Genomic DNA, 11,317 nt, shown 5'->3' with positions numbered 1-11,317 from the left:
TCTTTAGACTCTTGTACCCCTAAATTTGGCGGGAATTCGTTCCTGCCATTTTGCTTTTCTTGCAAGACAATAGCGTCGCAAGACAACAGTGGAGCTAGTAGATGGCAACTATCAACCAGCTGGTACGTCAGCCGCGTAAGCGTATCGTCGAGAAATCCGACGTGCCTGCGCTGCAGAACTGCCCGCAACGTCGTGGCGTGTGCACCCGTGTGTACACCACCACGCCGAAAAAACCTAACTCGGCACTGCGTAAAGTATGCCGTGTGCGCCTGACCAACGGTTTCGAGGTTTCCTCGTACATCGGCGGTGAAGGCCACAACCTGCAAGAGCACAGCGTGGTACTGATCCGCGGCGGTCGTGTAAAAGACTTGCCAGGTGTTCGTTACCACACCGTTCGCGGTTCGTTGGATACTTCCGGCGTTAAAGGTCGTAACCAGGGTCGTTCGAAGTACGGTACCAAGCGTCCGAAGTAATGGTCGCTTGCTGCAAAAAACTGATTTCTATTTTTCTGAGTCGATAAGAGTAAGGTCGGAGGCGTCCCGTAACGGGCACCGATTCCGAGCGAACCTGAAGACCGTTTGAGGGCTTATCCATGCCAAGAAGACGCGTAGCAGCCAAGCGCGAAGTGCTTGACGATCCAAAATACGGAAGCCAAATCCTGGCCAAGTTCATGAACCACGTGATGGAAAGCGGCAAGAAAGCCGTTGCCGAGCGTATCGTTTATGGCGCGCTGGAAAAGGTTAAAGAACGCAAGAACAGCGACCCCCTGGAAATCTTCGAGAAAGCTCTCGACGCCATCGCTCCGCTGGTCGAAGTAAAGTCGCGCCGTGTAGGCGGTGCTACTTACCAGGTTCCGGTTGAAGTTCGTCCGTCCCGTCGTAACGCTCTGGCAATGCGCTGGTTGGTAGACTTCGCCCGTAAGCGCGGCGAGAAGTCTATGGCTCTGCGTTTGGCTGGCGAACTGTTGGACGCTGCCGAAGGTAAAGGTGCTGCAGTTAAGAAGCGTGAAGACGTGCACCGTATGGCTGAAGCTAACAAAGCTTTCTCGCACTACCGCTTCTAATTTTAGCGTCACTCATTTTGCGAGGGCTTTATGGCTCGTACTACACCGATTAACCGCTACCGTAACATTGGTATCGTTGCTCACGTGGATGCTGGTAAAACCACCACCACCGAGCGCGTCCTTTTTTACACTGGCAAAAGCCACAAGATGGGCGAAGTGCATGACGGCGCTGCGACCACTGACTGGATGGTTCAGGAGCAGGAGCGTGGTATTACCATTACTTCTGCTGCTATTACCGCCTTCTGGCAGGGTTCTGCGAAGCAGCACAAAGACCAATACCGCTTCAACGTTATCGATACCCCGGGCCACGTAGACTTCACCATTGAAGTTGAACGTTCCCTGCGCGTACTCGACGGCGCTGTCGTTGTGTTCTGTGGTACTTCCGGCGTTGAGCCGCAGTCCGAAACCGTATGGCGTCAAGCCAACAAGTACGGTGTTCCACGTATCGTTTACGTGAACAAGATGGACCGTGCCGGCGCGAACTTCCTGCGCGTGATCGCTCAGATCAAGCAGCGTCTGGGTCACACTCCGGTGCCGATCCAGTTGGCTATCGGTTCCGAAGACAACTTCCAGGGTCAGATCGATCTGATGACCATGGAAGCGGTTTACTGGAACGATGCTGACAAGGGCATGACTCCACGTCGCGAAGCCATCCCTGCTGAACTGCAGGAACTGGCTGAAGAGTGGCGCAGCAACATGGTAGAGGCCGCGGCCGAAGCCAGCGAAGAGCTGATGAACAAGTACCTGGAAGGTGAAGAGCTCACCATCGAGGAAATCAAGGCCGCTCTGCGTCAGCGTACTATCGCTGGCGAAATCGTCCTGGCTGTTTGCGGTTCTTCGTTCAAGAACAAGGGTGTTCCCCTGGTTCTCGACGCCGTTATCGACTACCTGCCGGCTCCAGTCGACATTCCTGCTATCAAGGGTTCCAACCCTGATAACGAGGAAGAAATGATGGAGCGTCATGCAGACGACAACGAGCCGTTCTCGGCTCTGGCGTTCAAGATCGCTACCGACCCATTCGTGGGTACCTTGACCTTCGTCCGCGTTTACTCGGGCGTGTTGGCCTCCGGCGACGGCGTGATCAACTCGGTTAAAGGCAAGAAAGAGCGCGTGGGTCGTATGGTGCAAATGCACGCAAACGCCCGTGAAGAGATCAAGGAAGTACGCGCTGGCGACATCGCGGCCCTGATCGGCATGAAGGACGTCACCACTGGTGAAACCCTCTGCAACGCTGACAAGCCAATCATCCTGGTTCGCATGGACTTCCCGGAGCCGGTTATTTCGGTTGCCGTAGAGCCTAAGACCAAGGATGACCAGGAAAAAATGGGTATCGCTCTGGGCAAACTTGCTCAGGAAGACCCGTCTTTCCGCGTCAAAACTGATGAAGAGACTGGTCAAACGATCATCTCCGGCATGGGCGAGTTGCACCTGGACATCCTGGTTGACCGGATGCGCCGTGAGTTCAACGTCGAAGCCAACATCGGTAAGCCTCAAGTTTCGTATCGTGAGCGCATCACGAAGAATTGCGAAATCGAAGGCAAGTTCGTTCGTCAGTCCGGCGGTCGTGGCCAGTTCGGTCACTGCTGGATCCGTTTTGCTCCTGCTGACGAAGGTCAGGAAGGTCTGCAATTCGTGAACGAAGTAGTGGGTGGTGTGGTTCCTAAGGAATACATCCCGGCTATCCAGAAGGGTATCGAAGAGCAGATGAAGAACGGCGTAGTTGCCGGCTATCCGCTGATCGGCCTGAAGGCTACCGTGTTTGATGGTTCTTACCACGACGTCGACTCGAACGAGATGGCGTTTAAGGTGGCTGCTTCCATGGCGACCAAGCAACTGGCCCAGAAGGGCGGTGGTGAGTTGCTCGAGCCGATCATGGCGGTAGAGGTTGTTACGCCTGAAGACTATATGGGTGACGTGATGGGCGACCTGAACCGTCGTCGCGGCATGATTCTGGGTATGGAAGATACGGTTTCCGGTAAGGTTATCCGTGCTGAAGTTCCGTTGGGCGAGATGTTCGGTTATGCGACCGACGTTCGTTCGATGTCCCAGGGTCGCGCAAGCTACTCTATGGAATTCAAAAAATACAATACGGCTCCGTCGCACATCGTCGAAACCGTTACCAAAAAACAAGGCTGATTCAGTCCTTTAGGCAAGGAGTTAATTGTCGTGGCTAAAGAAAAATTTGATCGTTCCCTACCGCACGTAAACGTTGGCACCATCGGCCACGTTGACCACGGTAAAACCACTCTGACCGCTGCTCTGACTCGCGTCTGCTCCGAAGTTTTCGGTTCGGCCGTAGTTGAATTCGACAAGATCGACAGCGCTCCAGAAGAAAAAGCTCGTGGTATCACCATCAACACCGCGCACGTCGAGTACAACTCGAACATTCGTCACTACGCTCACGTTGACTGCCCAGGTCACGCTGACTACGTGAAGAACATGATCACCGGTGCTGCCCAGATGGACGGCGCGATCCTGGTTTGCTCGGCCGCTGATGGTCCGATGCCACAAACCCGTGAGCACATCCTGCTGTCCCGTCAGGTAGGCGTTCCGTACATCGTGGTTTTCCTGAACAAGGCTGACCTGGTAGACGACGCTGAGCTGCTGGAACTGGTTGAGATGGAAGTTCGCGACCTGCTGTCCACCTATGACTTCCCAGGCGACGACACTCCGATCATCATCGGTTCTGCTCGTATGGCGCTGGAAGGCAAAGACGACAACGAAATGGGCACCACTGCCGTTCGTAAGCTGGTTGAAACTCTGGATACCTACATCCCAGAGCCAGAGCGTGCTATCGACAAGCCATTCCTGATGCCAATCGAAGACGTATTCTCGATCTCGGGTCGTGGTACTGTTGTGACTGGTCGTATCGAGCGCGGTATCGTTCGCGTTCAAGATGCACTGGAAATCGTTGGTCTGCGTGACACCACCACCACCACCTGCACCGGTGTTGAGATGTTCCGCAAGCTGCTCGACGAAGGTCGTGCTGGCGAGAACTGCGGCGTTCTGCTGCGTGGCACCAAGCGTGACGACGTTGAGCGTGGTCAGGTTCTGGTTAAGCCAGGTTCGGTTAAGCCGCACACCAAGTTCACCGCAGAAGTTTACGTTCTGAGCAAGGAAGAAGGCGGCCGTCACACTCCGTTCTTCAAAGGCTACCGTCCACAGTTCTACTTCCGTACTACTGACGTGACCGGTAACTGCGAGCTGCCAGAAGGCGTTGAAATGGTAATGCCAGGTGACAACATTCAGATGACTGTTACCCTGATCAAAACCATCGCAATGGAAGACGGTCTGCGCTTCGCAATCCGTGAAGGCGGCCGTACCGTTGGTGCTGGCGTTGTAGCTAAAATCATCGAGTAATCTCCTCACCGAGACAGCTTTGATGTTTTGAAAAGGCCCCCGCTCAGCGGGGGCCTTTTTTATTGGGTTGACACCTATCTGGGGCGTCTATAGAATTGCGCCTCCTTTTAACGGGCGTATTGCGCCCGGTGGGAATAGCAGCCGGAGTCTGAAATCCAATGCAAAATCAGCAAATCCGTATCAGGTTGAAGGCTTTTGATCATCGCCTGATCGACCAATCCACCCAGGAAATCGTGGAAACCGCGAAACGTACTGGTGCTCAAGTGCGTGGTCCAATTCCACTGCCTACCCGTAAAGAGCGGTTCACCGTTCTGGTCTCCCCGCACGTCAACAAAGACGCGCGTGACCAGTACGAGATCCGTACTCATAAGCGCGTTCTGGACATCGTCCAGCCAACGGATAAAACCGTTGATGCACTTATGAAGCTTGATCTTGCGGCCGGTGTGGAAGTGCAGATCAGCCTCGGCTAAGACTCGGTCTTAGTCGTGTAACGCTCTGAAATGGGCGGCCATAGCGGGTGAAAGCCCCGTACACTCATGAGGTTTACAACATGACTATTGGTGTAGTCGGTCGTAAATGCGGTATGACCCGTATTTTCACCGAAGAAGGTGTCTCCATTCCGGTCACGGTCATTGAGATCGAACCGAATCGCGTCACCCAGTTCAAAACTGAAGAGACCGATGGCTATCGTGCAGTGCAAGTCACTGTCGGCGAGCGTCGTGCTTCGCGTGTAACAGCAGCTCAGGCTGGCCACTTCGCTAAAGCGAACGTTGCCGCTGGTCGTACCGTAATGGAATTCCGCCTTGAAGAAGGCGAGTACCAGGCCGGCGATCTGATCAACGCTGAAATCTTCGCCGCTGGTCAACTGGTTGATGTAACCGGTCAGTCCAAGGGTAAAGGCTTCCAGGGTACGATCAAGCGTTGGAATTTCCGCGGGCAAGATAACACCCACGGTAACTCCGTATCCCACCGCGTTCCAGGCTCTATCGGCCAGTGCCAGACTCCTGGTCGTGTATTCAAGGGCAAAAAAATGTCCGGTCATATGGGCGCTGAGCGCGTGACCGTGCAGTCCCTCGAAGTAGTGCGCGTGGACGCTGAACGCAATCTGTTGTTGGTCAAGGGCGCTGTTCCTGGCGCTACTGGCGGCAACTTGGTTGTACGTCCAGCAGCCAAGGCTCGCGGTTAAGGGGAAGCTGACATGCAATTAAATGTAAATGACGCTCAAGCGATCGAAGTTTCCGAACTGACATTTGGCGGGGAATTCAACGAGACGCTGGTTCACCAAGCAGTCGTAGCCTACATGGCTGGCGGTCGTCAGGGTTCCAAGCAGCAAAAGACCCGTTCCGACGTTCGTGGTGGCGGTAAGCGCCCATGGCGTCAGAAAGGTACTGGCCGTGCTCGTGCCGGTACTATCCGTAGCCCAATCTGGCGTGGCGGCGGTACCACTTTCGCAGCTCGTCCTCAGGATCACTCCCAGAAGCTGAACAAGAAGATGTATCGCGCAGCAATGCGTTCCATCCTTGCTGAGCTGGTGCGTACTGATCGTCTGGTCGTGGTTCAGGATTTCGCCGTTGAAACGCCGAAAACCAAAGACCTGCTGGGCAAACTGAACAACATGAGCCTGACCGACGTTCTGATCGTGTCGGACGCTGTTGATCAGAACCTGTACCTGGCTGCTCGTAACCTGCCACACGTAGATGTACGTGACGTGCAAGGTTCCGATCCAGTTAGTCTGATCGCATACGACAAGGTGTTGATCACCGTGTCGGCCGTGAAGAAATTCGAGGAGCTGCTGGGATGAACCAGGAACGCGTATTTAAAGTTCTGCTTGGCCCGCACGTTTCCGAGAAGGCTACGGTTCTGGCAGACAAGAAAGGCCAGTTCGTTTTCAAGGTTGCTACTGACGCAACCAAGCTGGAAATCAAGAAGGCCGTCGAAAGCCTGTTCAGCGTGAAAGTAGAGCGTGTTACTACCCTGAATGTTCTGGGTAAGAGCAAGCGCACTGCTCGCGGTCTGGGCAAGCGTAATGACTGGAAGAAGGCAGTTATCTCCCTTCAGCCAGGCCAAGATCTCGATTTCAGCAGCAGTGCTGAGTAAGGAAGGGGTGCATCATGGCAATCGTTAAATGCAAACCGACTTCCCCTGGCCGCCGTTTTGTGGTCAAGGTGGTCAACCAGGAGCTGCATAAAGGCGCTCCTCACGCACCGCTGCTCGAGAAGAAGTCGAAGTCTGGTGGTCGTAACAACAATGGCCGTATTACCACTCGTCACATCGGTGGTGGTCATAAGCAGCATTATCGTCTGGTCGACTTCCGTCGCAACGACAAAGATGGCATCGCTGCCACTGTCGAGCGTATCGAATACGATCCAAACCGTACTGCTCACATCGCTCTGCTGCTGTACGCAGATGGCGAGCGTCGCTACATCATCGCCCCTAAAGGCGTGAGTGCTGGCGACCAGCTGATCGCAGGCGCACTGGCTCCAATCAAGCCAGGTAACGCTCTGCAACTGCGTAACATTCCAGTTGGTAGCACCGTACACGGCATCGAATTGAAGCCAGGTAAAGGCGCTCAGATCGCTCGTTCCGCTGGTGCTTCGGCTCAGTTGATCGCTCGTGAAGGCGTTTACGTGACCCTGCGTCTGCGTTCTGGTGAGATGCGTAAAGTGCTGGCTGAATGCCGCGCGACCCTGGGCGAAGTCTCGAACTCCGAGCACAGCCTGCGTTCGCTGGGTAAAGCTGGTGCCAAACGCTGGCGTGGCGTTCGCCCAACCGTTCGTGGTGTTGCCATGAACCCGGTTGACCACCCACATGGTGGTGGTGAAGGTCGTACCTCTGGTGGTCGTCATCCGGTATCGCCATGGGGCTTCCCGACTAAGGGCGCGAAGACTCGTGGTAATAAGCGTACCGACAAAATGATCGTCCGTCGTCGCAAGTAAATAGAGGGATACGACAGTGCCACGTTCTCTGAAAAAAGGTCCTTTTATCGATCTTCACCTACTGAAGAAGATCGAAGTGGCGGCGGAAAAGAACGATCGCAAACCGGTGAAAACCTGGTCGCGTCGTTCGATGATCCTGCCACAAATGGTCGGTCTGACCATCGCAGTACACAACGGTCGTCAACACGTCCCAGTTCTCGTTAACGAAGACATGGTCGGCCACAAACTGGGCGAGTTCGCCGGTACCCGCACTTATCGTGGGCACGTGGCAGACAAGAAAGCCAAGCGTTAAGGGGTTAGGAAATGGAAGTAGCCGCTAAGTTGTCGGGCGCTCGAATCTCCGCCCAGAAAGCCCGCTTGGTCGCCGACCAGATCCGCGGGAAGAAGGTGGGCGAAGCGCTCAACCTGTTGGCTTTCAGCAGTAAGAAAGCCGCCGAGATCATGAAGAAAGTGCTGGAGTCGGCCGTAGCCAACGCCGAGCATAACGAAGGCGCAGACGTTGATGACCTGAAGGTCAGCACCGTTTTCGTCAACGAAGGGCGTTCGCTGAAGCGCATCATGCCACGTGCCAAAGGCCGTGCTGATCGCATCGTCAAGCGGTCTTGCCATATCACTGTCAAGGTTGCTGACAAGTAACGGAGTCGAAGAGATGGGTCAGAAAGTACATCCCATTGGCATTCGCCTGGGAATCGTCAAGGAGCACACCTCCGTCTGGTACGCAGACGGTCGGACTTATGCGGACTATTTGCTCGCAGATCTGAAGGTGCGTGAGTATCTCCAAGACAAACTAAAAAGCGCGTCCGTAAGCCGTATCGATATCCATCGTCCGGCCCAAACTGCACGTATCACCATCCACACCGCTCGTCCAGGTATCGTTATCGGGAAGAAAGGTGAAGATGTTGAGAAACTGCGCCAGGACCTGACCAAGCAAATGGGTGTGCCTGTGCACATCAATATCGAAGAGATCCGCAAGCCGGAACTCGACGGTATGCTGGTTGCGCAGAGCGTAGCTCAGCAGCTGGAGCGTCGCGTAATGTTCCGTCGCGCTATGAAGCGCGCTGTACAGAACGCCATGCGCATTGGTGCCAAAGGCATCAAAATCCAAGTGAGCGGTCGTCTCGGCGGTGCTGAAATCGCACGTACTGAATGGTATCGCGAAGGTCGTGTGCCACTGCACACCCTGCGTGCCGACATCGACTATGCCAACTACGAAGCTCACACCACCTACGGTGTGATCGGTGTAAAGGTTTGGATCTTCAAAGGCGAAGTAATTGGTGGTCGCCAAGAAGAACTGAAACCACAAGCACCAGCGCCTCGTAAAAAAGCTGCTAAGTAAGGGGTACGCCAAATGTTGCAACCAAAGCGTACGAAGTTCCGCAAGCAAATGACTGGTCACAACCGTGGCCTGGCATTGCGCGGTAGCAAAGTCAGCTTCGGCGAGTTCGCGCTGAAGTCTGTAGCTCGTGGTCGTCTCACCGCTCGTCAGATCGAGTCAGCACGTCGTGCTCTGACCCGTCACGTAAAACGTGGCGGCAAGATCTGGATCCGTGTATTCCCGGACAAGCCGATCTCCAAAAAGCCTCTCGAGGTTCGGATGGGTAAAGGTAAGGGTAACGTGGAATACTGGGTTGCCCAGATTCAGCCAGGCAAAGTCCTGTATGAAATCGAGGGTGTTTCTGAAGAGCTGGCGCGTGAGGCTTTCGCCCTGGCTGCTGCAAAGCTGCCGCTCGCCACCTCCTTTGTTAAACGGACGGTGATGTGATGAAAGCGAATGAACTTCGTGAAAAATCCGCACAGCAGCTGAACGAGCAACTGCTCGGCCTGCTGCGCGACCAGTTCAATCTGCGTATGCAGAAAGCAACTGGCCAGTTGGGGCAGTCTCATCTGCTCTCGCAAGTTAAGCGTGACATCGCTCGCGTGAAGACTGTGCTCAACCAGCAGGCAGGTAAGTAATCATGGCTGAAGCCGAAAAAACTGTCCGTACGCTGACTGGCCGTGTTGTCAGCGACAAGATGGACAAAACCATCACCGTTCTGATCGAGCGTCGCGTTAAGCACCCGATCTACGGTAAATACGTTAAGCGTTCGACTAAGCTGCACGCGCACGACGAAACCAATCAGTGCCACATCGGCGACAAAGTCACTATTCGTGAAACTCGTCCTTTGGCCAAGACCAAGTCTTGGGCGCTGGTTGATGTTCTCGAACGCGCTGTGGAAGTCTAAGGACTAGGGGTCGGAGAAATTATATGATTCAGACTCAATCCATGCTCGATGTGGCCGATAACAGCGGCGCTCGCCGCGTTATGTGCATCAAGGTGCTGGGTGGCTCCCATCGTCGTTACGCTGGTATCGGTGACATCATCAAGGTTACCGTTAAGGAAGCAATTCCTCGCGGTAAAGTGAAAAAAGGCCAAGTGATGACTGCTGTTGTAGTCCGCACTCGTCACGGCGTACGTCGTGCTGATGGCTCCATTATCCGCTTTGATGGCAACGCTGCTGTTCTTCTGAACAACAAGCAAGAGCCGATCGGCACCCGTATCTTTGGGCCAGTGACCCGTGAACTTCGTACTGAGAAGTTCATGAAGATCGTCTCGCTCGCCCCAGAAGTGCTGTAAGGAGATCCGACATGCAAAAGATTCGTCGTGACGACGAGATCATCGTGATCGCCGGCAAAGACAAAGGTAAGCGCGGTAAGGTGCTGAAGGTTCTTGCTGACAACCGTCTGGTTGTTGGTGGTCTGAACCTGGTCAAGCGTCATACCAAGCCTAACCCGATGTCGGGCGTACAAGGCGGTATCGTCGAGAAAGAAGCGCCACTGCACGCTTCTAACGTAGCCATCTTCAACGGCGAAACCAACAAGGCTGACCGCGTTGGTTTCAAAGTAGAAGACGGTAAGAAAATTCGTGTCTTCAAGTCGACCCAAAAAGCGGTTGATGCTTGAACACTGCTAGGTAGAAGACCATGGCACGACTAAAAGAGATTTACCGGAAGGAAATCGCTCCGAAACTTAAGGAAGAACTTAAGCTTTCGAACGTGATGGAAGTTCCGCGCGTTACCAAAATCACCCTGAACATGGGTCTGGGCGAAGCGATCGGCGACAAAAAAGTCATCGAGCACGCTGTTGCTGACCTGGAAAAGATCACCGGCCAGAAAGTCGTTGTGACCTACGCTCGCAAATCCATCGCTGGCTTTAAAGTCCGTGAAGGTTGGCCGATCGGCGTCAAAGTGACCCTGCGCCGTGAGCGTATGTACGAGTTCCTGGATCGTCTGCTGTCGATCTCCCTGCCTCGGGTTCGCGACTTCCGCGGCCTGAATGCCAAGTCCTTCGATGGTCGTGGTAACTACAGCATGGGCGTGAAAGAGCAGATCATCTTCCCGGAAATCGACTACGACAAGATCGATGCTCTCCGCGGTCTGGACATCACCCTGACCACCACTGCCAAGAACGATGATGAAGGCCGCGCTCTGCTGCGTGCGTTCAAATTCCCGTTCCGCAACTGATTGGAGTAGGACCATGGCCAAGATGAGCATGAAAAACCGCGAGCTGAAGCGTCAGCTCACGGTTGCCAAGTACGCCAAGAAGCGTGCAGCACTGAAAGCTATCATCGTTGATCTGAACGCAAGTCCAGAAGCGCGTTGGGAAGCTACAGTAGCCCTGCAGAAGCAGCCACGTGACGCAAGCGCTTCGCGCATGCGTAACCGCTGCCGCCTGACCGGTCGTCCACACGGCGTTTACCGCAAGTTCGGCCTCGGCCGTAACAAACTGCGTGAAGCGGCAATGCGTGGTGACGTACCAGGTCTGGTTAAAGCCAGCTGGTAAGTACTGTCAAAGTCTCGGTGCGAAGGTTCGCAAGAACCTGACCACCGGTGGCCTTGAATCTGGAACAAGCCCCTTTTGGGGCTTGTTTCATTTCCGGAGTGTGTCTAGAATACCCGGCTCGCCTGAGCCCGTGTTTTTT

19 protein-coding genes are annotated in these 11,317 nt (G+C 54.5%); all 19 read left to right on the top strand.

Translation table 11 applies throughout. The annotated features are described in order from the left end of the window. The first annotated feature begins 101 nt into the window (after positions 1-101). The 19 genes from rpsL (at position 102) to rpsN (ending at position 11,178) form a co-directional block, all read left to right on the top strand. A complete protein-coding gene (gene rpsL, locus DKB71_RS30195) occupies positions 102-473 on the top strand; it encodes a 30S ribosomal protein S12 (protein WP_003186084.1) in 372 nt (123 codons plus the stop codon). Positions 474-592: 119 nt separating this feature from the next. Beyond that, positions 593-1,063 carry a 30S ribosomal protein S7 gene (gene rpsG / locus DKB71_RS30190; RefSeq protein WP_002555493.1) on the top strand — a complete coding sequence of 157 codons (471 nt, stop codon included), beginning with the start codon at positions 593-595 and terminating at the stop codon, positions 1,061-1,063. 30 nt (positions 1,064-1,093) lie between these two features. Further along, entirely contained in the window at positions 1,094-3,199 is a 2,106-nt protein-coding gene (gene fusA, locus DKB71_RS30185; RefSeq protein ID WP_034148075.1) for an elongation factor G, read from the top strand. A 30-nt stretch (positions 3,200-3,229) separates the two neighbouring features. Continuing rightward, positions 3,230-4,423 carry an elongation factor Tu gene (gene tuf / locus DKB71_RS30180; protein WP_008065716.1) on the top strand — a complete coding sequence of 398 codons (1,194 nt, stop codon included), beginning with the start codon at positions 3,230-3,232 and terminating at the stop codon, positions 4,421-4,423. 158 nt (positions 4,424-4,581) lie between these two features. Further along, positions 4,582-4,893: a 30S ribosomal protein S10 gene (rpsJ, locus tag DKB71_RS30175; protein WP_003186070.1), complete on the top strand. Its 312-nt coding sequence runs from the start codon at positions 4,582-4,584 to the stop codon at positions 4,891-4,893. A gap of 80 nt (positions 4,894-4,973) precedes the next feature. Further along, positions 4,974-5,609 (top strand): 50S ribosomal protein L3, encoded by a 636-nt coding sequence (gene rplC / locus DKB71_RS30170; RefSeq protein ID WP_003186059.1) that lies wholly within the window; start codon positions 4,974-4,976, stop codon positions 5,607-5,609. A gap of 12 nt (positions 5,610-5,621) precedes the next feature. Continuing rightward, positions 5,622-6,224, top strand: coding sequence for a 50S ribosomal protein L4 (gene rplD, locus DKB71_RS30165; protein WP_003228735.1), 603 nt, complete (start codon positions 5,622-5,624; stop codon positions 6,222-6,224). Next, positions 6,221-6,520, top strand: a complete 300-nt coding sequence (gene rplW, locus DKB71_RS30160; RefSeq protein WP_002555488.1) for a 50S ribosomal protein L23 — start codon at positions 6,221-6,223, stop codon at positions 6,518-6,520. Before rplD ends, rplW begins: the two co-directional genes overlap by 4 nt. Before the next feature lie 14 nt (positions 6,521-6,534). Next, the gene (rplB, locus tag DKB71_RS30155; protein WP_003186055.1) at positions 6,535-7,359 is read left to right on the top strand and encodes a 50S ribosomal protein L2; all 825 of its coding nucleotides are present in this window, start codon (positions 6,535-6,537) and stop codon (positions 7,357-7,359) included. A gap of 16 nt (positions 7,360-7,375) precedes the next feature. After that, positions 7,376-7,651 carry a 30S ribosomal protein S19 gene (rpsS, locus tag DKB71_RS30150; protein WP_002555486.1) on the top strand — a complete coding sequence of 92 codons (276 nt, stop codon included), beginning with the start codon at positions 7,376-7,378 and terminating at the stop codon, positions 7,649-7,651. An 11-nt stretch (positions 7,652-7,662) separates the two neighbouring features. Next, positions 7,663-7,995 (top strand): 50S ribosomal protein L22, encoded by a 333-nt coding sequence (gene rplV, locus DKB71_RS30145; RefSeq protein ID WP_003103908.1) that lies wholly within the window; start codon positions 7,663-7,665, stop codon positions 7,993-7,995. A gap of 13 nt (positions 7,996-8,008) precedes the next feature. Beyond that, complete coding sequence (gene rpsC, locus DKB71_RS30140; protein ID WP_008065719.1) at positions 8,009-8,695, top strand: 30S ribosomal protein S3; 687 nt, start codon at positions 8,009-8,011, stop codon at positions 8,693-8,695. A 12-nt stretch (positions 8,696-8,707) separates the two neighbouring features. Then, positions 8,708-9,121 (top strand): 50S ribosomal protein L16, encoded by a 414-nt coding sequence (rplP, locus tag DKB71_RS30135; RefSeq protein WP_003228729.1) that lies wholly within the window; start codon positions 8,708-8,710, stop codon positions 9,119-9,121. Continuing rightward, entirely contained in the window at positions 9,121-9,312 is a 192-nt protein-coding gene (rpmC, locus tag DKB71_RS30130; RefSeq protein ID WP_002555481.1) for a 50S ribosomal protein L29, read from the top strand. The genes rplP and rpmC overlap by 1 nt, the downstream gene beginning before the upstream one ends. A gap of 2 nt (positions 9,313-9,314) precedes the next feature. Continuing rightward, the gene (gene rpsQ / locus DKB71_RS30125) at positions 9,315-9,581 is read left to right on the top strand and encodes a 30S ribosomal protein S17 (RefSeq protein WP_003176419.1); all 267 of its coding nucleotides are present in this window, start codon (positions 9,315-9,317) and stop codon (positions 9,579-9,581) included. A 23-nt stretch (positions 9,582-9,604) separates the two neighbouring features. Continuing rightward, on the top strand, positions 9,605-9,973 hold the full coding sequence (gene rplN, locus DKB71_RS30120; RefSeq protein ID WP_002555479.1) for a 50S ribosomal protein L14: 369 nt from the start codon (positions 9,605-9,607) through the stop codon (positions 9,971-9,973). A gap of 11 nt (positions 9,974-9,984) precedes the next feature. Continuing rightward, positions 9,985-10,299: a 50S ribosomal protein L24 gene (gene rplX, locus DKB71_RS30115; RefSeq protein ID WP_003186046.1), complete on the top strand. Its 315-nt coding sequence runs from the start codon at positions 9,985-9,987 to the stop codon at positions 10,297-10,299. A 20-nt stretch (positions 10,300-10,319) separates the two neighbouring features. After that, positions 10,320-10,859 (top strand): 50S ribosomal protein L5, encoded by a 540-nt coding sequence (gene rplE / locus DKB71_RS30110; protein WP_003210069.1) that lies wholly within the window; start codon positions 10,320-10,322, stop codon positions 10,857-10,859. Positions 10,860-10,872: 13 nt separating this feature from the next. Then, a complete protein-coding gene (rpsN, locus tag DKB71_RS30105; protein WP_003176414.1) occupies positions 10,873-11,178 on the top strand; it encodes a 30S ribosomal protein S14 in 306 nt (101 codons plus the stop codon). Positions 11,179-11,317 lie beyond the last annotated feature (139 nt).

This window comes from Pseudomonas sp. PLMAX, from assembly GCF_046042685.1.
Lineage (GTDB): Bacteria > Pseudomonadota > Gammaproteobacteria > Pseudomonadales > Pseudomonadaceae > Aquipseudomonas > Aquipseudomonas putida_AE.
The sequence above is the reverse complement of the archived record's forward strand: the minus strand, read 5'-3'. Positions and strand labels throughout refer to the sequence as shown.

Bases quoted from the DNA above. Each gene is read 5' to 3' on its own strand.
- rplW (WP_002555488.1), top strand. From the start codon at position 6,221: ATGAACCAGGAACGCGTATTTAAAGTTCTGCTTGGCCCGCACGTTTCC.
- rplV (WP_003103908.1), top strand. From the start codon at position 7,663: ATGGAAGTAGCCGCTAAGTTGTCGGGCGCTCGAATCTCCGCCCAGAAA.
- rpsG (WP_002555493.1), top strand. From the start codon at position 593: ATGCCAAGAAGACGCGTAGCAGCCAAGCGCGAAGTGCTTGACGATCCA.
- rplN (WP_002555479.1), top strand. From the start codon at position 9,605: ATGATTCAGACTCAATCCATGCTCGATGTGGCCGATAACAGCGGCGCT.
- rpsN (WP_003176414.1), top strand. From the start codon at position 10,873: ATGGCCAAGATGAGCATGAAAAACCGCGAGCTGAAGCGTCAGCTCACG.
- fusA (WP_034148075.1), top strand. From the start codon at position 1,094: ATGGCTCGTACTACACCGATTAACCGCTACCGTAACATTGGTATCGTT.
- rplB (WP_003186055.1), top strand. From the start codon at position 6,535: ATGGCAATCGTTAAATGCAAACCGACTTCCCCTGGCCGCCGTTTTGTG.
- rplP (WP_003228729.1), top strand. From the start codon at position 8,708: ATGTTGCAACCAAAGCGTACGAAGTTCCGCAAGCAAATGACTGGTCAC.
- rplD (WP_003228735.1), top strand. From the start codon at position 5,622: ATGCAATTAAATGTAAATGACGCTCAAGCGATCGAAGTTTCCGAACTG.
- rpsL (WP_003186084.1), top strand. From the start codon at position 102: ATGGCAACTATCAACCAGCTGGTACGTCAGCCGCGTAAGCGTATCGTC.
- rpmC (WP_002555481.1), top strand. From the start codon at position 9,121: ATGAAAGCGAATGAACTTCGTGAAAAATCCGCACAGCAGCTGAACGAG.
- rpsC (WP_008065719.1), top strand. From the start codon at position 8,009: ATGGGTCAGAAAGTACATCCCATTGGCATTCGCCTGGGAATCGTCAAG.
- rpsQ (WP_003176419.1), top strand. From the start codon at position 9,315: ATGGCTGAAGCCGAAAAAACTGTCCGTACGCTGACTGGCCGTGTTGTC.
- rplE (WP_003210069.1), top strand. From the start codon at position 10,320: ATGGCACGACTAAAAGAGATTTACCGGAAGGAAATCGCTCCGAAACTT.
- rplC (WP_003186059.1), top strand. From the start codon at position 4,974: ATGACTATTGGTGTAGTCGGTCGTAAATGCGGTATGACCCGTATTTTC.
- rplX (WP_003186046.1), top strand. From the start codon at position 9,985: ATGCAAAAGATTCGTCGTGACGACGAGATCATCGTGATCGCCGGCAAA.
- rpsJ (WP_003186070.1), top strand. From the start codon at position 4,582: ATGCAAAATCAGCAAATCCGTATCAGGTTGAAGGCTTTTGATCATCGC.